The organism is Vibrio gigantis, from assembly GCF_024347515.1.
Classification (GTDB): domain Bacteria; phylum Pseudomonadota; class Gammaproteobacteria; order Enterobacterales; family Vibrionaceae; genus Vibrio; species Vibrio gigantis.
Window position 1 is genome coordinate 2,059,623 of the sequence record NZ_AP025492.1, and the last position, 22,351, is coordinate 2,081,973.

At 43.7% G+C, this 22,351-nt stretch carries 16 protein-coding genes; 10 read left to right on the top strand and 6 right to left on the bottom strand.

Features of this window, described 5'->3' with window-relative positions:
- Positions 1-236 precede the first annotated feature (236 nt).
- Positions 237-1,496: an alginate lyase family protein gene (locus tag OCV56_RS09155; protein ID WP_086716212.1), complete on the top strand. Its 1,260-nt coding sequence runs from the start codon at positions 237-239 to the stop codon at positions 1,494-1,496.
- Between the two features lie 75 nt (positions 1,497-1,571).
- Positions 1,572-2,246: an oligogalacturonate-specific porin KdgM family protein gene (locus OCV56_RS09160; RefSeq protein ID WP_086716214.1), complete on the top strand. Its 675-nt coding sequence runs from the start codon at positions 1,572-1,574 to the stop codon at positions 2,244-2,246.
- A gap of 139 nt (positions 2,247-2,385) precedes the next feature.
- Here the strand turns inward: OCV56_RS09160 and OCV56_RS09165 are convergent, their stop codons facing one another.
- The 3 genes from OCV56_RS09165 to OCV56_RS09175 form a co-directional block, all read right to left on the bottom strand.
- Positions 2,386-3,129, bottom strand: a complete 744-nt coding sequence (locus OCV56_RS09165; protein WP_228761215.1) for a 3'-5' exonuclease — start codon at positions 3,127-3,129, stop codon at positions 2,386-2,388.
- On the bottom strand, positions 3,129-4,991 hold the full coding sequence (locus OCV56_RS09170; RefSeq protein ID WP_086716229.1) for a DUF294 nucleotidyltransferase-like domain-containing protein: 1,863 nt from the start codon (positions 4,989-4,991) through the stop codon (positions 3,129-3,131). The genes OCV56_RS09165 and OCV56_RS09170 overlap by 1 nt, the downstream gene beginning before the upstream one ends.
- Before the next feature lie 213 nt (positions 4,992-5,204).
- Positions 5,205-5,924: a FadR/GntR family transcriptional regulator gene (locus OCV56_RS09175; protein WP_086716216.1), complete on the bottom strand. Its 720-nt coding sequence runs from the start codon at positions 5,922-5,924 to the stop codon at positions 5,205-5,207.
- 458 nt (positions 5,925-6,382) lie between these two features.
- Here OCV56_RS09175 and OCV56_RS09180 point away from each other — a divergent pair, with 458 nt between their 5' ends.
- Together OCV56_RS09180 and OCV56_RS09185 are read left to right on the top strand one after the other, a co-directional pair.
- Complete coding sequence (locus tag OCV56_RS09180) at positions 6,383-7,105, top strand: FadR/GntR family transcriptional regulator (RefSeq protein WP_086716218.1); 723 nt, start codon at positions 6,383-6,385, stop codon at positions 7,103-7,105.
- A gap of 204 nt (positions 7,106-7,309) precedes the next feature.
- A complete protein-coding gene (locus OCV56_RS09185; RefSeq protein WP_228761219.1) occupies positions 7,310-8,599 on the top strand; it encodes an MATE family efflux transporter in 1,290 nt (429 codons plus the stop codon).
- Positions 8,600-9,130: 531 nt separating this feature from the next.
- On the opposite strand, the gene OCV56_RS09190 is transcribed toward OCV56_RS09185, so the two are convergent.
- The 3 genes from OCV56_RS09190 to OCV56_RS09200 all read right to left on the bottom strand — a co-directional run bounded on the left by OCV56_RS09190 (position 9,131) and on the right by OCV56_RS09200 (position 15,123).
- Positions 9,131-10,012 carry an NAD(P)-dependent oxidoreductase gene (locus OCV56_RS09190; RefSeq protein WP_048659511.1) on the bottom strand — a complete coding sequence of 294 codons (882 nt, stop codon included), beginning with the start codon at positions 10,010-10,012 and terminating at the stop codon, positions 9,131-9,133.
- 741 nt (positions 10,013-10,753) lie between these two features.
- Positions 10,754-12,922, bottom strand: coding sequence for a heparinase II/III domain-containing protein (locus tag OCV56_RS09195; protein WP_086716221.1), 2,169 nt, complete (start codon positions 12,920-12,922; stop codon positions 10,754-10,756).
- A gap of 2 nt (positions 12,923-12,924) precedes the next feature.
- Positions 12,925-15,123: a heparinase II/III domain-containing protein gene (locus tag OCV56_RS09200; RefSeq protein ID WP_086716223.1), complete on the bottom strand. Its 2,199-nt coding sequence runs from the start codon at positions 15,121-15,123 to the stop codon at positions 12,925-12,927.
- 333 nt (positions 15,124-15,456) lie between these two features.
- Between OCV56_RS09200 and OCV56_RS09205 the strand changes: the two genes are divergently transcribed.
- From OCV56_RS09205 to OCV56_RS09230, 6 genes are all read left to right on the top strand, one after another.
- Positions 15,457-15,792, top strand: a complete 336-nt coding sequence (locus OCV56_RS09205) for a cupin domain-containing protein (protein WP_048659514.1) — start codon at positions 15,457-15,459, stop codon at positions 15,790-15,792.
- A 34-nt stretch (positions 15,793-15,826) separates the two neighbouring features.
- Positions 15,827-16,759, top strand: coding sequence for a 2-dehydro-3-deoxygluconokinase (gene kdgK / locus OCV56_RS09210; protein WP_086716225.1), 933 nt, complete (start codon positions 15,827-15,829; stop codon positions 16,757-16,759).
- 73 nt (positions 16,760-16,832) lie between these two features.
- On the top strand, positions 16,833-17,459 hold the full coding sequence (locus OCV56_RS09215) for a bifunctional 4-hydroxy-2-oxoglutarate aldolase/2-dehydro-3-deoxy-phosphogluconate aldolase (protein WP_017110887.1): 627 nt from the start codon (positions 16,833-16,835) through the stop codon (positions 17,457-17,459).
- A 109-nt stretch (positions 17,460-17,568) separates the two neighbouring features.
- Positions 17,569-18,773, top strand: a protein-coding gene (locus OCV56_RS09220; protein ID WP_261901407.1) for an IS3 family transposase whose coding sequence is annotated in 2 segments (ribosomal slippage) — positions 17,569-17,956 and positions 17,956-18,773 — 1,206 coding nt in all. Because the reading frame shifts where the segments join, the coding sequence is not laid out codon by codon here.
- Between the two features lie 763 nt (positions 18,774-19,536).
- The gene (locus OCV56_RS09225) at positions 19,537-21,303 is read left to right on the top strand and encodes a sodium:solute symporter family protein (RefSeq protein WP_048659517.1); all 1,767 of its coding nucleotides are present in this window, start codon (positions 19,537-19,539) and stop codon (positions 21,301-21,303) included.
- A 235-nt stretch (positions 21,304-21,538) separates the two neighbouring features.
- Complete coding sequence (locus OCV56_RS09230) at positions 21,539-22,303, top strand: transporter substrate-binding domain-containing protein (RefSeq protein WP_086716141.1); 765 nt, start codon at positions 21,539-21,541, stop codon at positions 22,301-22,303.
- Positions 22,304-22,351 lie beyond the last annotated feature (48 nt).

Sequence of the window (22,351 nt, forward strand, 5' to 3'; positions counted from 1 at the left end):
ACATCTAAAGATTCAATTTTTTGCTGTAGCGCACATTTATTGATAAACAAGAACTTTACAAACAGGCTCAACAAGACAAATTAACCAACAAAAACAATGAAATACACCGACCCTTGACTTTGTAACCCTTTGTAAATAGTGGTTTTGTCACTACAACACGATCTAATTCACAGATCATCACGCCTCGGATCGCTACCATATTTGTATTATTTTAATTCAAAACAAAAGGCGTAAATATGAAAGCCCCCCGACTCCTACATCTGGCTGCCTGTATTGGTGCTATCACTTTTGGTTCACAAGCTATGGCCGCTGAATTCGTTTTCCTCGATGAGGCAACATTAGAAGCGAACCGTACTCTTCTTCAGTCAGATAAAGCGTCTGATTCAATGAAAGATGCTTACACCAAGCTAATTGAAGAAGCAGAACTAGCTATGAACGATGGTCCTTTCAGCGTTGCTGATAAAGGCATGGTTCCACCAAGCGGCAGCAAAAACGATTACATGAGCATCAGCCCTTACTGGTGGCCTGATGAATCAAAAGAAGATGGGCTTCCGTGGATACGCCATGACGGAAAAACTAACCCAGCATCAAAAACTGACGAAACTGACTCAAAACGTATTGGCCACTTCACCCGTTCTGTTCGCGCATTAGCGATCGCCTACTACTTTAGCCAAGACGAAAAATACGCTCAGCAAGGTATCGAATATGTAAGAACTTGGTTCTTCAATGAAGATACGAAGATGAATCCGAACGTGAACTACGGACAAGGTGTACCTGGTGTTGCTGAAGGTCGCCGCGGTGGAATCATCGATACCAGAACACTGACTGATCGCATGCTGGATTCAATCGCCATTCTGTCTCAATCACCAACGTGGACTGAGTCTGATGAAACACAAATCACTCAGTGGTACAGCGAATATCTAGATTGGTTAATCATCGATGATCTGTCTGGTGGCCCTAAAGGCGAAGCTTACGCAGAAAACAACCACGGCACTTGGTACGACTATCAAGTAGCAGGCGTTTCTTACTTTATTGGTAACGACGCACTGGCTAAGCAGATGGTTCAGAAAGGCAAGATGCGTATCGACACACAATTCGAGAAAGACGGCTCTCAGCCTCACGAAATCGAACGCACACGTGCTTACCACTACCACTACTTCAGCCTAGATCCATTGGTCGGTATGGCTCAGATCGGTGACAAAGTCGGTATCGACCTCTGGAACTACACAAACAAAAAAGGTGGCTCTTTAGACACAGGCATTCAGCTAATGGCTGACTACAACGACCTGTCTAAAGAGTGGCCATACACACAAAAAGATGAACGTCGTCGCGTTGAACGCATGACTCCGCTTTACCTGAAAGCTGGTGTTGCTATGGAAAACCCGGAGTGGGTGAAACTGGCAACAGAGACTGATTTCAGCGAGTTCACGGTTAAGAAGAACCTAGCGGAAGTTTGGGCTCAACGAGACATAGAACTGCTTTACCCACAACTTTAATCCCAATACGACAAGGGGCTCAATGTCAGCCCCTTAAACAACCATTTTTTATTTAGATACAGTGGAAACAATAAAATGATAAAAAACAATAAGATTACTTTAGCGATCGTAGCAACTCTTTTTGCTGGCAGTGTTTCTGCCGCTTCACTTGATGCCCGCCAAGAGTACAAGCACGGTTCAGAAGACTGGGCAAGCCGTATCAAAATGAGCGGCTCTGTAGACAACCATTTCTTTGGTGCTGAAATGAAGCAAAAAGGTAAGCCTTTCTCTGAGTGGGAAGCTGCGGACAACGAGTTTGAATACGGCTACAAATTCAAAATCAGCGATCACTGGTTAATCCAACCAAGTATGCCAGTAACATTTGGTTCTGATAGCGTAACCTACAAACCACAAGTACGTGTTCAATACTCTTTCGATTCAGGTGTTAAAGCGAAGCTTCGCTACCGTCACGAGTTCCGTGACTACAACTCTGATTCTTCAAACGACAACAAGAACCGCAGTAAAGTAACGGGTAACATCGATTACAACTGGAATGCTTGGCAGTTTGGCTTTGAAGCTAACTACGCAGAAGACTTCATTGATAACGAGTGGACTGGCGGCGGCGGTGCTGACAACGAGTGGGATTACAACGTTAAAGTTGGTTACAAAGAGGCTGACTGGAGCTGGCGTCCATACGTTGAGTTCGGTAACGTTCAAGACAGCCGTGACCGTCAACTACGTAGCCGTGTAGGTATTACTTACAGCTTCTAAGCTGCACGCTACATGAAAAATCTAAGATAATTACTGTCCTAATTTTCTAAGACCTCAACAAAAGCCAGCTTGTTCGCTGGCTTTTCTCCTTTCCAACCGGTTTATTCGAATAGGAATCGAGCACTTAAAAATTTTGCTCTTAATGACTGATTCGATAAAGAAATGCAACGGTCACTTCATCGTTAGGCACCACTCGCCTCTGTTGAGCTAAAAACAATTCTGCTGTTGAAACAGCATCGGCTAATGCATTGTGGCTATTGTACTCAGGAAGCCCGTACCTTTCGCGAGTGCCAGCCAGAGTTAAGTTTACTTCTTCATGGTTGCTGATCGCTTTCTCCATGCTCTTTTCGATACACAATGTATCAAGCCAAAGCAAAGGAATCGCTCTTAAACCGTAGCAACGAAGAAGATATTGGCTAATGAACTTCTCTTCAACTACACAAGCATGCGCAACAATAATCTTGCCTTTTGCGGCTTCGAAAAATGTCAGCATCGCATCATGAATAGATGCCCCCTCTTCCAACATTTGTGGCGTAATATGATTAATAACAGCGGTTTCGGCGTTTATCTGTGAGTCGTTATTGAGATAGATATGCTTGACTGAAGCCAAATCGATTCTTCCCTTAACCACATCGACCCACCCCATAGATAAGATGAGGTCTTGCTCGCTGTCTAAGCCTGTTGTTTCAAGGTCCAAAACAATGTATTCGCTGTCTTTAGCCAAGTCCGTCATTTCAGGACAAGGCTGCTCTACGAGATCATGTAATGCTTCTGGCAGCTTAACCGTGCCCAGATATTGCTTACGTTTACGTTTGATTCGCTCAAGCGGGTGAAAATAGTTCAGCATTTGTTTTAAACATTTCTTCATTGAACATGACTTCATTAACGCGCTCCAAAACGAATTTTAGCCGCCTCTTGAAGATCAGCAATGATCCTAAAAGCATCTTTCAGGTGTTTACGCTCAAAACTACCAAAGCTATCTGGGTTGATGTTGTTATCGGGTACATCTCCATTCTTCAACGCTTCAAGTTGATGACCAAATCGAAAAGAGAGAATGAACTGGTAGGCACCGAGAATATTCTTGAACGCGTCATCGCTAAGTATGCCATTTTCGTTGGCAGCAGCGAAACGTTCATCTGTCGCCGATAAATCGCACTCCACTGCAAGACCATAAATACGCGCTAAGTCGATAATCAAGTTGATCGCGTACTTCTTCACGTTCAACGTTTTCTTATTCTCGCCTGATTTTTCTAGCACCAAACTATTGAAGATACCAAGTGGCGGATTGGTGTTCACCGCATCTTTCACTAGCGTACTTAAGAACTCACGGTTACCGCGAATATTGCTATGTAATTCATCACGAAGAATTCCCTCGAATTCACTGTTGCCGTAGATAGTACGAATTTCTAAAAACACACTAATGTTGAGCAAGCGTTCGTACTCAGGATTAGCTACCCACTTCTTATAATAGTGTTTCCATACGCTCAGCGGCTGGCACCATTTGGGCGTTGCAGCCATGAATTTACCTGGGCATAGCGGGTAATCACAGCTTGCTAACCCGTTAGTCACCATCATAGCTAAGTGCCTAAAATAAATACGGTCACTGTCTGTTGCATCGTCAGCCAGTACAATTGCGCTGTCTTGGTCCGATAACATGTGAACTTCATTACGCGCGTGCGAACCTGCAACAATCCATGAGAAATCACAAGGCGGCGGGCCTAACTTATCAATCGCGATCTGAATCAGTCGGCGTGTGTAGGCATCCATAATCATGGTCATTACCTTACCAACGGTTTCCGGTGCTACCTTACCTTCCACCAGCGCTTCAAAAATAGCTTGTCGCTCTGAGGTGAACGAAGACATGGTTTTCACACTGCCTGCGTATTTGATTTTCTCGATCAAGAAGATCGCTTGAACACGGTGATTTTGAACTAAGTGTGAAGTGGTAAGTAGACCAACAACCTTATTCTCCTTCACTACAGGAAGGTTACGGATATTGAACTGCATCATGATAGACGCAGCATGCAGCACTAGATCGTCAGGCTTTACCGTAAGTGGAGAATGCGTCATCACCTCTGAAATCAGGCTATCAGTACTGACACCGTGGGCGATCACTCGCTTGGTCATGTCTCTGTCTGTGATCAAACCAACGATGGTTTCACCTTCGTAGATCACGGCACAAGGTGAGCGTTGATGCAGCATTTCAACCGCGACCGATTGAATCGTTTGCTCAAACTTAACGATGGCCACCTGCCCACTTGCCACTTCTTCAACCTTACGAATGAACAAGCCTTTCTCTTTATTTGACCACACCACATCAAGAGCCGACTTCAAACGAACCTGAGCCTGTGATGCAAAGTGTTCTGCGCAGCTTGGAAATGCCTTGAACAACGCTTGAAGTGCCGGGTGTGGAATCACATAAAGTAAGGTGTTTTCAATTGCGATCGCTCTGTAGCCTTTCTCGTCGTTTACTTCAGAATCTAAGAACGTAAAGCCGAACAAATCTTCACTGCCCAAACGCGCACGAAGTACACCGTCTGACTTTCTTTGTTCCATAGAGCCGGTTCGAATGATATAGAGCGACTTTTCCTTCCCCGTCTCACACAAATCAACCACATCTCCCTTACCAAGATAGGTAATTTGAACATTAGCGGCAAGTTCGCGCAGCGCTTGTTTAGGGATCTTATCGAAAGGGTCTATCTGACCGATAAATTGAAGAATATTTGGCAAAAGGGATTGGGGCATAACCATACTCACACTTATTTAATTAGTATTATTATATAACCAACAGAACGAGTTGCGAATAGATTTTCAGTTTCGGAGTAATAATTGCTTAACTATTAGAGATCAATACGTCGTTAAAGCGATTAGAGCAGTAAAAATATAAGATTGAGATACAAAAAAGCACGCTAAATGCGTGCTTTAAAGTTGAGAAGAGCACTCTATGTGCCCTCTTGATTAGCTTGCTGCAGGCAATCGGTGATTTGACTCTTGCAGATGGCTTGCCGAAGCTTGGCGTGCTTTATCGCTATTGCCAGCCATAATTGCTTCGTATATTGCGCGGTGCTCGTTAATGCATGTGCTGCCTTCTTCAGAAGAGTGCACAATAAAGTTCACAAACATCGTCGTCAATATGTTGCCAAACGGTAAGTAGAAGTCATTACCTGTCGCATTGAAAATCAAACTATGGAACTTAGTATCGATATCTAACCAACGTTCTTTATCAAGCGTTTCTTCACTAGAAATCTCAACCATTTTTTGGAAAATCTCTGATAATTCAATACGTTGCTCAGCAGTTGCAAAAGTCGCAGCTAACGCACAAGCTTCTGGCTCAATCGCACGACGTAAGCCTAGGAATTGATGACAAAACTGGTCTGTGTCAGTTAGGCCATCCATCCATTCAATAAGCTGAGGGTCTAGGAAATTCCAGAATGCACGGTCAACAACACGTGTACCAATCTTAGGACGAGACTCTAGCAGACCTTTTGAAGTCAGAAGCTTAACCGCTTCTCGTAATGCTGTTCTACTAATGCCAAATTGTTCACACAGAGCCATCTCGCCAGGAATAATTGACCCTTGAGGTAAATCACCCGACAAAATACCACGAGCGATTTCACGTGCAACTTGCACATGAAGGCTTCGCTTAGAGCCTGAAATAGAATTAAAAGTGCCTGCCATGTGTTTGATTACTTATTTGATATGTATTATTTAAATCGCACTATAGCACTGAAAGTATAATGCACCAAATCAAGTCATTAATTACGTGAACTCCCTTTATAGTCTACGGTTTTTCGCTCTCGGCCACATAACTCAAGCAGACCACCATTCGAATAACATCTAATTAATACATACAAATAGTTCGTATTTACGCCCACTAATTCTATGCAATTTGTCACAAAGCAGCTCTTAACCAACCTATAAATCGCGACCACACAACATTTTGGCCTTAATTCACTTGTACATATAATATGTTATTGTATTATTTATTGTGCAATATGTGAGGCGTGGGTGTAGTGACAAAGTGATCAGGCGAACCATAATGAACGAAATAACCGCCTTTACTAAGGCTGTCCAGCAAACACCTAAGCCGAGTATTTTCCTACTTCTATATTAAAACGTCAGCCTCAGGTGGTTATATGGCTATATTTTCATTGGTGGAAGATTCAAGCCGCCGAATTCATGTTCAAGTCGCACGACAAATCGCGCGAAAAATCCTATCTGGTGAGATAAAGGAAAACGAAAAGCTACCCAGTGAGATAGAGTTATGCGAAGTTTTCGGTGTCAGCCGAACCGCACTAAGGGAGTCGACTAAGCTACTGTCAGCTAAAGGGCTTATCGAGTCCAAACCCAAAGTTGGGACCCATATAAAACCTCGCTCTCATTGGCACTTTCTAGATCCTCAATTACTCTATTGGATTCAAGATCTAGAAGACACTCAGCCCTTTCTTTCTCAATTCCTTGGTCTAAGAAAAGCCATTGATCCAGAAGCATGTGCACTGGCAGCAACCAATGCGACTATCGAGCAACGCAAACAACTTTCTATTCTTTTTCAGAAGATGACCCTAGCAGCGAACAGCTTTAATTATGAAGAATGGACAACTAACGATCACTTGTTTCATCAAACCATTTTCTTATCAACAGGTAATCAGTTTTACATACCGTTCGCCAACATTTTATCGACGATCTTTAAACAGTTTATCGATCATTCTGCGGTAGGTGGACGCTTTTGTTTAGAAGAACATAAGGCGATTTACGACGCGATAATGTCTGGCAATGCAAAACAAGCACGTATTGCGTCAGCAATTCTACTTGATGATGAAAACCAGAAGCTTTCAAGGGCTTCACTAGCAAGTGCGTAACATAGACACCACGCAATTCTGGCGTTCTTATTCAATCGCTGATAGCCACATCACTTAACCGGAGTGTACCTGTCGTCAGGCACACTCGTTTACCTCTGCCCATTACACTCTAGCTAAATCAACAAGGTATAACTTGTGTCTTCCAAATCGTACGTTAGAAAGAACTTTTCGTTAGCTTGGCCCTTAGCCTTAAACGCCCTCTTGATGCAGTCGATGCTGATGATCGACACTCTACTGGTCTCACCGCTTGGTGAAATTCCTCTTGCAGCCATGGGGATTGCCACCACCATTATCGCGTTTGTATTGGGTATTCAAATGGCGTTGGCAAATGGTACACAGCTAGTTCTAAGCCGCGCGGTTGGTTCTGGAATCACGTCTTCGTTATCTAAAGCATTTTGGGCAGGTCTGTTCATCAACCTGGCCGTAGCGTCGATGTTTTGGATTCTGCTCACCTTTTTTGAACAACCTTTGATTCAAGCCTTAACCGACGACAAATCGCTTCACCTTGAAATCAGCCACTATTTAAATATCTCCAAATATCTCGTGATTTTTACGGCATTAACTCAGGTGGTCATTGCCCTCTTTAACGGGTTAGGCAGAACCAAGGTTCCGTTTAAAGGCTACTTAATTGAACTACCGATTAACGCCGCACTCTCTTATATGCTGATACATGGCTTCTCGAATTTCGACGGTATTGGTGTACAAGGTGCTGCGCTGGGTAGCCTTATTGCTATAGTCATTCGCCTTCTCTACCTAGCGCTATGTGTGCATTACGACTCATCTGTGTCACTCAAATTAGATGCAGAAAAGTCCGAGTTCTTCACTAACATCCGTCGCCACTTCATTGAGATATTTCCAGTCGCCGCCAATGTCACCATGCTGTCTATTGGCGCGACGATCTATCAGTTACTGTACTCACAGCTCAACATCAATGCTTATGTAGCAATCACCTTGGTAATGCCGTGGCTACGCGCGGGTACCCAATTCATCACAGCCTGGGCCCACTCTTCAGCTATTACCATTAGCCAAGCGATAGGCTCTAAGAAAATGGATGATCTGACCAAAAATGTGGACACCAGTATTGATGTTGCTGTCGGAATTTCTGTTGTTTGCGCACTGATGTTTGCAGGCTTAAGCTTCATCATTGGTGATATTTACCCCGACCTTGATACGTCTACGTATCACGCTCTCGCGGTAATCGCACCTCTTTATATATTCTTACCGATCGTACGTGGTTACAACACAGTTCATGGCCATGTGCTGAGAGCCTTAGGGCATACCACCGACGTATTCAAAATCAACTTCACAGGCCAATGGGTTATCTCAATTCCTTTGTGCGCTCTCATTATTTTTGGTTTTGATGGTTCGATTTTCTGGGCTTTTGCAATTCAACCTTTCGAAGAAATCATCAAAGCACTGCCTTTCAGGCACCTCGCACGTAGATCTTTGCGAGAGTTCAACGCCAGTAAAGCCGAGAAATTGATGTATGATTAAACACTCAAGCGAGTAGACGTAACAAGCCACATTTGTGTTTTACAAGATGAATGTGGCTATTGGCGTTAACTGCCCTCCCTTCTCTTTGTTCTATCACCACTCCATGACATCACATTCGATGAGCCAACTAGAAACCATTCTCGGCTAACCACTCTGTTAGGTAATGGCTAGTTCAATAAACTGTGGTTCACACTCAATCAAAAGCCTCACCTCGCTACAAACAACTACCCCACGCAGCTGTGATTGAATTTAGCTTATCTCTTAGCTTCATTCATTTGTCTTCCCCGTGATACCAACAACACTTTCTTAGTAGGGATCGCATCACTACAGCTAAAGCGTCTGGCACTATTCATACTGCTAAACAATTCGAAAACCGTTACACGCGAAATCAATCACATACAAAAGCAACCACATACGAAAAAGCCCACTCAAATGAGCGGGCTTGTTGTAATAATCTTGAGGCTAGCGTTGATAGATTACCAATCAGGTCGAGAGTTCTTAAACCTAACTTGCGCCATCAACGTCTCGAGCCTACTTCTCTAATTTAGCGAAGTAATCGAAGATAACTGGTACGTCGTTTTGACCAAGACCAGCATCAACAGCAGCTTGTAGGCTCTTAGAAGTACCTTCAGCAATTAGAGATTCAGTACCTAGGTCTGAAACCATCTCTAGGAAGTAACCAAGGTCTTTGTTCGCATTTGCAACAGAAAAACCTAGCTTCTCTTCACCGTCTACAGCGTAGAACTTACAGAACTGCATGAACGGAGAGTTTGATGGGCCTGCAGACATGATGTCAAACAGTTGCTGACCATCAACACCAGCGCGTTGAGCGACAGCAAAAGCTTGAGACATAGTCGCAACCGTTGTCATGCCCATAAAGTTGTTCACAAGCTTAGTCACGTGACCTGAACCTAAAGCACCTAGGTGGAATACGTTTTCGCCTTGCTCATCAAGAACTGGTTTAACTTTGTTGAAAGTATCCATGTCACCCGCAGCCATGATGTTCAAAAGACCATCTTTAGCATGTGCAGGAGTACGACCTAGAGGAGCATCGATCATACCAGCACCTTTAGCCGCTAGATCTTCACCAATCTTACGAGTAGATGCTGGAATTGACGTACCGAAGTCAACAACAACTGCACCTTCTTTGATACCCGCTAGAACACCATCTTCACCGTAAACAATTTTCTCGACAACAGCTGAAGTTGTTAGACAGAACTGAACGATGTCACTTGCTGCTGCAAGCTCTTTTGCTGAAGTGAACGCTGTAGCATTACCACGATCTGTAACGCGAGCCATAGCTTCTTCACTTAGATCCATTACGTTTACGTGGTAACCACGAGTTTGTAAGTTCTCAACCATGTTTCCGCCCATAAGACCTAGACCAATGAAACCAATTACAGGTTTAGTCATGCTTAACTCCAAATATGTTATTGTATGATTATATGTTCATTATAGTAACTAGCCACAGCTCTTAAGGCAACCGTTTTAAGGTTTCTATTAGTGATCCAGCGCATGAATTTCAAATACGAATACCACCATAAATCGGGGAATCGACTTGATATAATCCACAGCAATAGGTCTTGTCAGCTAGGAGCAATAAAATCGATAGCTACTCGGCGAAATCCCTTCCTAGCCCAGCCTAAAAGGAGAACCTAAATAAGTGTGGAAACAATCGATAACAAGCTGTCTCTGACTAATCTGATATGTTGAAACCCGTTAAGACGGGGCTAACTTCAACAACGAAACACAACCTCTCACTCTGGTATTTCACTACTTCATCAAGATTCTAGTGGTTGTGCTCGAGACTAGGAATGTCGCTTATTGTATTACTTATTAGCTTTAACTACGTCATTAATATGTCATGGATGTAATGAGTATAGGCCCTGATAAACCATAATTACTGTGCGGCACGCTCTGAGCCAGGATTCCAAGCTAGCCTTATCTAACACGCATCCTCACAACCAAACTCACGCATAAAAAAACCGAGCAACTCACAGTGAGTTACTCGGTTTGACTTATTCCCGATGTTTCAGTCGTTGTTGGTTTCAACGAACGATTTTTCAATCACGACTGAATTGCAATGTGGTGCTTCATTCCCGCAAAGCACCACATCAATACATGCCATCGTTAAACGGCATGTATATTAATCATTTACAGTTGAGCAAATGATCCTTCCCACGAGTATGTCTCACCCGCGAACTCAACAGTGTGAGTTGCTTGCTGCGTGTCTTCAGCTTGGTTTGAGATACCGTAGTGGTAAGTGTTGCCAGAAGTAGTCTGAATGCGAACAACAGTCCCGACACTGTTATGGCCCACAACAGACACTGATTTAACTAGACCACGAGCGCCTACAGAGGCTTCGATAGACTCGTTAAAGTAACCATGCGTTTCTAGTACAGAAGCAAACACATGGTTTTGACCAGACTGACGTAAGATAAGCGCAGGCTCACTCTTAAGGTTGAAGTCTGGGTCGTTAGCGCCAGTGCGAGCAAAAATCACTTCGCTGCCCGCATTCGCGCTTGTTACTAGGCTGTAGTAGCTGCTGTCATGAAGCCAGCTCACTAGAGAACCTTCTTCGTTTACTTTACCTGAAGCTACGTTCCATAAATGCTGGTAACCGTTGTCTTCACCTAGCGGCTTCAACGTACTTTCGATGTTGTAATCGAAATCAGTACGGATGATCTGACCAGAATGGTGAACTGGCAGGTCGTACTGGTGCTCAGCGTCAGCTTCAATACGGTATACATCGATGACTAGTGGCTTCTCGAACTCAGGAAGTTCAGCAAGAATCACACTACGTTGCATGTCTACGCCAGTGTAGTACTCAGAAATCGTACCGCTCATACCTTGTAGAGATTTGTCGTCTGCTACGAAGAAGTGCTTCTGACCAAACTTAGACTCAGCCAATGCGGTATCGAAGTTGTTTTGTGTTTTCTGATCAACCGTTACTGTGTTGTGGGCAACTGTCTGCTTACAGTAAGACTTGTTCTCTGGGATGTAACGACCACCAAACTTAGGCTCAACGTTTACCCAGCGACCAAAGCCGTAGTCATGCAGCACTTCGTGGCCGCGGTTGAATACACTTAGGTGCAGGCCATCGTAGTGACCGTGGTCTAGTGCAGAGTGGTACTGGTGATCGCTGCCGTGCTGACCAAACCAGATCAACGCCATTGTATCTGCGGTCTTAGGGTCGTCGTCTTGCTCATCACGGTGACGAAGGATGCTTACGCCGCCTTTTTCACCTTCAGGGCCATCCGTTACAAACAGGCTACCCCAGTTGAATGCTTTGATGTCGTCTGCTGCATCAACAGCGTCAGACAGTGTTTTACCAGAAGCGTGAACCCAAACATCTTGTTGGTGATTAGCCATACCAAGTAACGTTTTAGTCTGTTCGTAACGGTGGTAACACACAGACGTTGCCATGATAACGCCTTCATCGTTGATAGAAATCGTCTTCGATGAATCGTTCAGAGCTGGCAATGTACCGTCTGGGAATGCCGTTTTGAATACCGCGTAAGACGTTGTCTTGATCACTGAATCGTTGAATTCGTAGATGCCAAGATCAGGCTGACGACGTTCAATCGCTTCTGCGAACAGGTAGATTGGACGTAGAGAGAAACGGTGGTAGTAAGGACCTTCCATGTAGTAGCCATCTGGCGAGAACAGTTGGTCAAGTTGCGCTAAGAAACCGCCGCTTACTTTGTCTAGTTTCAGGCCGTATAGTGCTTTGTCTACAGATTCTTGGTCGTTGATCGCGTAACCACAGATACCTACCGCAGCCACTGCCCAAAGGCCGTGGTTGTGTACGATATCGAAGTCGTGTGCGTAAGTCACAACGAACATTTCGATCATTTGCTTAAGAAGATCGTCTTCGATCAGACGCTTTTGCTCTTCAGAGATGGTGTGGTAGATGCAGCTGTACGCACAAGAAGCGTAAAGCATCCACATGTTCTCGTTCAACGTTTGGTGGAACAGCTTACCCGGAGGGTTAGAGTCACGGCTTACGTTGCTTTCCAATGTCGGGTATACCGTCGCGTACGCTGTTAGCATATCAACGATGTAATCACGGTACTTTGTTTCCTCAGTGATAAGGAACAAACGACCCGCTAGATCCATATGGATGTAGTTTTGCTTATGACGGTTATGTTCATAACCGCCGCCTTCACCATGACCTGGTACTTCAATACCAACTTCAGCCATATAAGCGTCAGTTTGTTTAATATCACGAGTCAGTGCATTACCTAAAAGGCTATCCTTGCCAAGTTCTTTACGAAGCTCTGCTGCTTCTTCAAAGTTAAGTAAAAGTGGTTGATAGCTCATTATTATTTCCCCTGCTCTGCAGTGCTTGCTAATTCTGGGTTTAAAATTGTTTCTACTGAGTAAAAGCCCGTCCAGCTGTATACTTTGCCGTTCAATTCTACTTTGTGTTCAGTGCTGTCAGTCGCGCCAAGTTGGTTGCTGATCATCACTGTCACGTTTGCTTTCTCTGTCGTAATCTCTACTACTGAACCGATATTCGTGTGGGCCACTATTTTGATGTCTTTCACAACACCACGTGCACTTACCGATTGCTCGAACTCTTCGTTGAAGTAACCGTGCGTTTCTAGAACAGAAGCGAACAAGGTTGTTTCGCCCTTGCTACGTAGAATGAATGCAGGTTCTGAACGTAGGTTGAAGCTTGGATCGTTAGCACCGGTACGAGTGAAGATCACTTCACCATTGTCATTTGAGCTAGTACCTAGCCATGTGTAGTAAGTATTGTTCTGTAGCCAGCTTACTAGGGCCGTACCATTTGCCTCACCGCTCGCTACGTTCCATAGGTGTTGATAACCGAAGTCGCTGCCCAACGTGTTTAACTCTTTGTTCGCTTGGTATTCGAAGTTAGTGCGAACAATTTGACCTTCATATTGATGAGAGTAATCAAATTGGTGCTCGCCTTCGCCGCCTTTTGTAGAATCTAAGCGGTATAGGTCTAACAATAACGGAGATTCAAGCTCTTCAAGGTTTAGCATGAACACGCTGCGTTGCATGTCAAAACCTTGGTAGTGATCGTTAGCAAATGCGCTCATGCCGTTGATTTTCTCGTCTTCTACTTTAAAGAAGTGAGGTAAACCGTGTACTGAGTCTGCACGTTCAACATCAAAGTTGTTCTGACATTTTTCATCAATCGTTACTGTGTTGTGAGCAATCGTCTGACGAGCGTAAGATTTGTTTTCGTCTAGGTAACGACCGCCGAATTTTGGCTCAACATTAACCCAACGACAGAAGCCGTATTCACGTAGCACTTCTTGACCGCGGTTGAAGAAAGAAATACCCAGCGTATCGAAGTTGCCGTGGCCCATGCCGTGTTGACCGTAGTTCATCACTAGCTGAGAAACGTCGCCTTTCTTATCCTGCATGCGGATAAAGCCTTGTGCGCCGTTGTGACCTTCAGGACCTTCGTTCAATTCAACACTTGGCCAGAAAGGCATGCCGATTTCTTGCTCAGCAGAAGCTACTTCGTAAGCTTTAGATAGCTCAAGACCACATGGGTGCATCCATACTGCGTCTTGAATCTTGGCCATACCAAGAATGTTTTGATCTACGCCGTTTTCAGAAGAGTAATGTTTGCTGTAAACACTGACGGCAACTTGAACACCCATGTCTGTGATGCCCATTGTGCGAGATGCATCGTTCAGAGCCGGGAATTCACCGTTCGGGTACGCTGTCGCCAGCATTGCTTGTACTGTGTTACCAATCACGCCGCCTTTGTAGTTGTAGATATCAACTTCAGGCATATGACGGTGAATCACTTCAGCGAACACACACGTTGGGCGAATCGCGTAACGGTGGTAGTAAGGGCCTTCCATGTAGTAACCAGAAGGTGCAAATAGCTGAGAAATTTGAGCTAGAAAGCCGCCAGTATCGTTACGGTCAATGCCGTAGACTGACATTTCAAGGTACTCGCGCTTGCCTAGAGCAAGACCACAGATACCCACAGCGGCTACTGCCCAAATACCGTGGTTGTGAATGCGGTCGAAGTCGTGTGCGTATTTAACCGTGAACATTTCTAGCATTGGTTCGAAAATACGAGACTCAATGTTGTCACGTTGCTCTTGTGTCAATGTAGAAGCAACACAAGAGTAAGCTAAGCTTGAAAACATTAACCAACAATGTTCATTCAGGATTTGGTGGAACAAGCGACCTGTTGGATTCGTGTTTTTCTGCACGTGGTAATCAAACGTTAGATATTTGTCTGCGTACTCTTCTAGTAACTCTGTAACGAAGTCAGCGTACTTTTGCTCTTTAGTGATCAAGAACATGCAACCAGCTAAGTTCATGTACGTGTAATTTTGCTTGTGGCGGTTATGTTCGTAACCACCCGCTTCTCCGTGACCAGGAACATCAATAGCTAAGCGCATGAACGCTTCTAGGTCTTTCGCGTTCGCTGCAATGGTTTTACCCATTAAGCTCGAACGGCCCACTTCAAGATGAAGTTGCTCTATTTCTGCTTCAGTCAACAATACTGGTTTCGTCGTCATATTCTTTGTCACCCTCAATAAAGAGTTTATCTATTTAAACTTTGATTAAATTTTCAAACTCCGGATAAAGTAATACAATATGAGCTTTAATCATACCTATTCGTAACGAAATGATGAGCAGAATCACATAATTCACCGTAAGCCATTGATATAAATAGCTAATGGTAAATAACAGGCATTTGTTAAGTTGTTGATTTATTTACGTTATATAAAGTGTCGCTTGATCAATATCACACAACTCTAGATATATTGTATTACAATTACACCTATTCCCTTATGATAAACGCAAGTTAGGTAACACTTAATAGATTTATACAAATTAGGAGATACACAATGAACTCTTTCTTTATTCTAGATGAAAACCCATGGGAAGAATTGGGCGACGGTATTAAGCGTAAAATCGTTGCTTACACTGACGATCTTATGGCTGTACACCTATGTTTTGATAAGGGCGCGATTGGCCATCCTCATACTCACGAAATTCACGACCAAATCGGTTATGTTGTCCGTGGTAGCTTCGAAGCTGAAATCGAAGGCGAAAAGAAAGTGCTTAAAGAAGGCGATGCTTACTTCGCTCGTAAACACATGATGCATGGTGCAATTGCACTAGAGCAAGACAGCATCCTTCTTGATATCTTCAACCCTGCGCGTGAAGATTTCCTAAAATAATGAATAGCGCAACCTCAGTTGCTAAGGTAAGCATATGAAATCATTAAACATCGCGGTCATTGGCGAGTGCATGGTTGAGCTACAAAAAAAACAAGACGGGCTTAAGCAAAGTTTTGGTGGCGATACGCTGAATACTGCACTTTACTTGTCACGCTTAACAAAAGAGCAAGATATCCAAACAAGCTATGTCACAGCGTTAGGTACTGATCCATTCAGTATCGACATGTTGAAAAAGTGGCAAGCAGAAGGCATTGACACCAGCCTAGTGGCTCAGCTTGATCACAAACAACCAGGGCTTTACTACATCGAGACCGATGAAACGGGTGAACGCAGTTTCCATTACTGGCGTAGTGACGCTGCCGCGAAATTCATGTTTGATCAGCCAGACACCCCTGCTCTACTTGATAAGCTATTCTCTTTTGACGCGGTTTACCTAAGTGGTATTACGCTTGCTATCTTGACTGAGAACGGACGTGCGCAGCTATTCAGCTTCTTAGACAGGTTCAAAGCTCAAGGCGGTCAAGTATTCTTCGACAATAACTACCGACCTAAACTTTGGGAAAGCCAACAAGAAGCGATTTCTTGGTACTTGAAAATGCTTAAGTACACTGACACGGCTTTACTCACGTTCGATGACGAACAAGAGCTGTACGGCGACGAAAGTATTGAACAGTGCATTGCACGTACGTCTGAGTCTGGAGTGAAAGAGATCATCATTAAACGTGGTGCAAAAGATTGCTTAGTGGTGGAAAGCCAAAGTGCTCGATACGTTGCACCCCACCCTGTAAACAACATCGTTGATACTACCGCAGCAGGTGATTCATTCAGTGCTGGCTTCTTAGCTAAACGCTTAAGTGGTGGTAACGCTAGCGATGCAGCATTATCAGGTCATATTGTGGCAGGGACTGTGATTCAGCATCCAGGTGCTATCATACCTCTAGAAGCGACGCCTGATTTGTCTCTATAATTACGTACTTTATATATTAATCAAGGGTTTGCATAGTTGAAAGCAAGCCCATAATTAACGTGAGAAAGAATTCATGACTACATTAAATGAACAACTAGCAAGTCTAAAAGTAATCCCTGTAATTGCAATCAACCGTGCTGAAGACGCTATCCCTCTAGGTAAAGCACTGGTTGAAAACGGCATGCCATGTGCAGAAATCACACTACGTACAGAGTGTGCAATCGAAGCGATTCGCATCATGCGTAAAGAATTCCCAGACATGCTAATCGGTTCAGGTACAGTACTAACTAACGAGCAAGTTGACGCATCTATCGAAGCAGGCGTTGATTTCATCGTAAGCCCAGGTTTCAACCCTCGCACTGTTCAATACTGTATCGACAAAGGTGTAGCAATCGTACCGGGTGTTAATAACCCAAGCCTCGTTGAGCAAGCAATGGAAATGGGCCTTCGCACGTTGAAGTTCTTCCCTGCTGAGCCTTCTGGCGGTACTGGTATGCTTAAAGCACTAACCGCGGTTTACCCTGTTAAATTCATGCCAACTGGCGGCGTAAGCTTGAAGAATGTAGACGAATATCTATCTATCCCTTCTGTACTTGCTTGTGGCGGAACTTGGATGGTTCCAACTAACCTTATCGACGAAGGTAAGTGGGACGAACTAGGCAAGCTTGTTCGTGACGCAGTTGATCACGTTAACGCTTAATTTGTTTTAGGTTTCGTGATAAAGCCTCACTTCGGTGGGGCTTTTTGTTATCTATGTGTACCGTCCTAAATATGGTTGACACATTTCCAACATGAAATTGGAGAGTGTCATGAAAACAACAAGTAGACGTACTCAACGAGATTATTCTCTTGCCTTTAAATTGGCAGTCGTAAGCCAAGTTGAAAAAGGCGAAATGACTTATAAGCAAGCTCAAGAACGTTATGGGATCCAAGGTCGCTCTACCGTTTTAGTTTGGCTTCGCAAACATGGTCAACTAGATTGGTCTAAAGGAATAGAACAATCGAGAGCGTTAGGAGCGACTATGTCAAACTCTTCCTCAACTCAAACCCCAGAGCAACGAATCAAAGAACTCGAGCAGCAATTAGAAGAAACTCAGCTCAAAGCTGAGTTCTTTGAAGCGGTTGTAAAAGTCATGGATCGAGATTTCGGAGTCCGAATCTCAAAGAAGCGCAAGGCCGAGTTATTAAGGAAAAAACGGTCAGAAAGTTGACCGTTACTAAAGCTTGTCACTTCATAGGTATTACAAGACAAGCTTTCTACAAACGCTGTGTTGCCGAAATTCATCAGACAAAGAAAGATGAATCTGTACTCGGTTTTGTGAAGGAGCAAAGGATGATGCACCCTCGTATAGGGACTCGTAAGATCAAGTATTTACTTGCTCAGAACGATATTGAAATCGGGCGAGACCGCTTATTCTCTCTGCTGAGAATGAATCGATTATTAGTACAGAATCGAAGGGCTTACCATCGAACCACAAACAGTAATCATCGCTTTTACTGCCATCCAAATCGAATCAAAGAAGGCTTAATACCGGAAGGACCAGAGCAATTATGGGTTGCCGATATTACTTATCTAGCAACGCGGCGTGGTAGTACGTATCTCAGTTTAGTGACGGACGCTTACTCAAGAAAAATCGTGGGCTATCACATAAGTGATGATATGAAAGCTCGCACGGTCAAGCAGGCCTTTTTAAACGCGTTGAAAGAGCGGAAGAATACAGGTGAGCTTGTCCATCACTCAGATCGAGGTGTTCAGTACTGCTCTGTTGAATACCAAGAGTTGCATCGACAGTATGGTGTATTTTGCTCAATGACTGATGGCTATGACTGTTATCAGAATGCGTTGGCAGAGAGGATCAACGGAATACTGAAGATGGAGTATCTGTTGAATAAACCTAATGATTTAGATGAAGCAAAGAAAATGGTCGCTGAATCAGTAAAAATCTATAATGAATATAGGCCTCACACGGCTCTAAAATACAAAACGCCCGATGAAATACATCGAGCGTTTTAGTCAATCAAGTGTCAACCCATATCAGGACGGGTCAATGCTTTAGCTAACGCCCCTCTTGGCGTTATATGATCGCCTGTGGTTGGCAGTATACATAAATGCCAATTCTCCAACCATTTACACTCCCGGCCTCTTAGGTTTTGTCGTACAAGTAAATACAAATCTAATTCACCACGAACCACTTTAACTTTCACTTAGGTGCTCCATAATTCGCTCTGCTTGTTGACCGCTTTATTTCACTATTGTGAGCAGCCAAATCTTAACTAATGGGCTAGCTTGCATTTTAAGAGCACTATTTGAGCAAAATATTACTCACCTTCACTTACATTGATATCAAATAAATCTAGGGACAATGCACCCGCTCATAAAAATTAAATAAGTACTTAAAAACAATAAGCTACCTCAACAGCAACAGCGTGATGGTTGCTAGTTTTATCGTAATTTTAATCATGAAAGGTGTCGCAAAGTTGAGCTTACTTGTAGCACATTTGTTACGGTTATAACTAAAATCTTATGGGTAACACTTCTTATTAGCCTTAACTTATATTGTCATACATATATACATTTACAAGGTCGATAAACTTCAAACAAAAATAAAATCAGAAACCAATTAAACCAATTAAAAACAAATACTTAGATTTAAAATTAATATTCCATAAAAAATCAATGCGACCTGGATCATACTAAAGGCATATTGTAGTACAAATAAACCTTTGGACGCGTTAATCTAAGCCCAGTTAATTATGATATTTAAAAGGCTGAAAAGATGACTATTGATACTTTTGTTGTTCTCGCCTACTTCTTCTTTTTAATCGCTATTGGTTGGATGTTCCGTAAGTTCACCACGTCGACTAGTGATTACTTCAGAGGGGGCGGCAAAATGTTGTGGTGGATGGTTGGTGCAACTGCCTTCATGACACAGTTTTCAGCATGGACGTTTACAGGTGCCGCAGGACGCGCGTTCAATGACGGTTTCGTTATTGTAATCCTATTCTTAGCCAATGCTTTTGGTTACTTCATGAACTATATGTACTTCGCTCCAAAGTTCCGACAACTTCGTGTGGTAACAGCGATCGAAGCTATTCGTCAGCGCTTTGGTAAAACGTCTGAACAGTTCTTCACATGGGCAGGCATGCCGGACAGCCTTATCTCTGCGGGTATCTGGCTAAACGGTCTAGCTATCTTTGTAGCAGCGGTATTCAACATCCCAATGGAAGCAACCATTGTGGTAACGGGTATGGTTCTAGTATTGATGGCAGTAACGGGCGGCTCTTGGGCGGTTGTTGCTTCTGATTTCATGCAAATGCTTGTAATCATGGCCGTGACAATCACTTGTGCGGTTGCAGCTTACTTCCACGGTGGTGGCTTGACTAACATCGTAGCTAACTTCGACGGCGACTTCATGTTAGGTAACAACCTAAACTACATGAGCATCTTCATCCTTTGGGTAGTGTTCATCTTTGTGAAGCAGTTCGGTGTAATGAACAACAGCATTAACGCTTACCGTTACTTATGCGCAAAAGATAGTGAAAACGCACGTAAAGCGGCAGGCCTAGCATGTATCCTTATGGTTGTTGGCCCACTAATTTGGTTCCTACCACCTTGGTACGTAAGTGCATTCATGCCTGAGTTCGCTGAGCAATACACGTCAATGGGCGACAAAGCTGGTGATGCTGCTTACCTAGCATTCGTACAGAACGTAATGCCAGCAGGTATGGTTGGTCTTCTTATGTCAGCAATGTTCGCTGCAACGATGTCTTCTATGGATTCAGGTTTGAACCGTAACGCTGGCATCTTCGTGATGAACTTCTACAGCCCAATTCTTCGTAAAAACGCGACACAAAAAGAGCTGGTTATTGTAAGTAAGCTAACGACTATCATGATGGGTGTTATCATCATCGCGATTGGTCTATTCATTAACTCTCTGCGTCACTTGAGCTTGTTCGATATCGTGATGAATGTAGGTGCATTGATTGGCTTCCCAATGCTTATTCCTGTACTACTCGGTATGTGGATTCGCAAGACACCTGATTGGGCTGGTTGGTCTACTCTAGTGGTTGGTGGTTTCGTTTCTTACATCTTCGGTATCTCGCTTCAAGCAGAAGACATCGAAAACCTATTCGGTCTTGAGACGGCGCTGACCGGACGTGAATGGAGCGACTTGAAAGTTGGTCTAAGCTTAGCAGCTCACGTAGTCTTCACGGGGGGATACTTCATCATGACTTCTCGCTTCTACAAAGGCTTAACGCCAGAGCGTGAGAAAGAAGTTGACCAACTATTCACTAACTGGAACACGCCGCTAGTAGCGGAAGGTGAAGAGCAACAAAACCTAGATACTAAACAGCGCTCAATGCTTGGTAAGCTTATCAGCACAGCAGGTTTCGGTATCCTAGCAATGGCTCTGATTCCAAACGAACCAACTGGACGCTTATTGTTCCTACTATGTGGTTCGATGGTACTAACCGTTGGTATCCTACTGGTTAACGCGTCTAAAGCTCCAGCTAAGATGAGCAATGAGTCAATTGCTAAATAGCTAACAAGCTAAACCAAAATGAAGCCCATGTTATTCGATAATATGGGCTTTTGTTTGTCTACGATTTATCAAAATGAAATATGCAACGCATCTTTATCCATGTTCAAAAATCAATAGAATTACCCGTCTCCAGCCCTCTTTTTATCTTCTTTTGCAACCTTTCCAATGGTTTGATCTCTTTATCAGATTGTTTCTGTTACTTTGATTAGTACTACAAACACAACAGATAATTACAATGAAAAAAACATCCTTATTACTCACTTCCATTGCTCTGGCAATTTCTGGTGTCGCACAAGCTGACCAGCTAGAAGACATTCAAAAATCAGGTACCCTTCGTGTGGGCACCACCGGCGACTACAAGCCTTTCTCTTACTTCGACGGTAAAACCTACTCTGGCTATGACATTGATGTCGCACAACACATCGCAGAGCAATTGGGCGTCGAATTACAGATTGTTCGTACCACATGGAAAGATCTACTGACCGACCTCGACAGCGACAAATACGACATCGCGATGGGCGGCATTACGCGAAAAATGCAACGCCAGTTAAACGCAGAACAAACTCAGGGCTACATGACCTTTGGCAAGTGTTTCTTAGTTGCGAAAGGTAACGCAGAACAGTACGACAGCATTGAGAAAGTAAATCTGTCTTCGGTTCGTGTAGGCGTGAATATTGGCGGCACTAACGAGATGTTTGCAGACGCTAACTTGCAAAACGCAAGCTTCACACGTTACGAAAACAACCTAGACGTTCCGCAAGCCGTTGCGGAAGGCAAAGTTGATGTCATGGTGACAGAAACCCCTGAAGGTTTGTTCTATCAAGTGACCGACGATCGCCTTGAAGCGGCTCGCTGTGAAACACCGTTTACCAACAGCCAATTCGGTTACTTGATTCCTAAGGGTGAGCAGCGCTTGTTGAACACAGTGAACTTCATTATGGATGAGATGAAATTGAAAGGTGTTGAAGAAGAGTTTCTGATCCACAACTCTCTGAAATAACCTTCTATCGTTTTAGATAAAAAATAGGCCAGCGTTGCTGGCCTATTT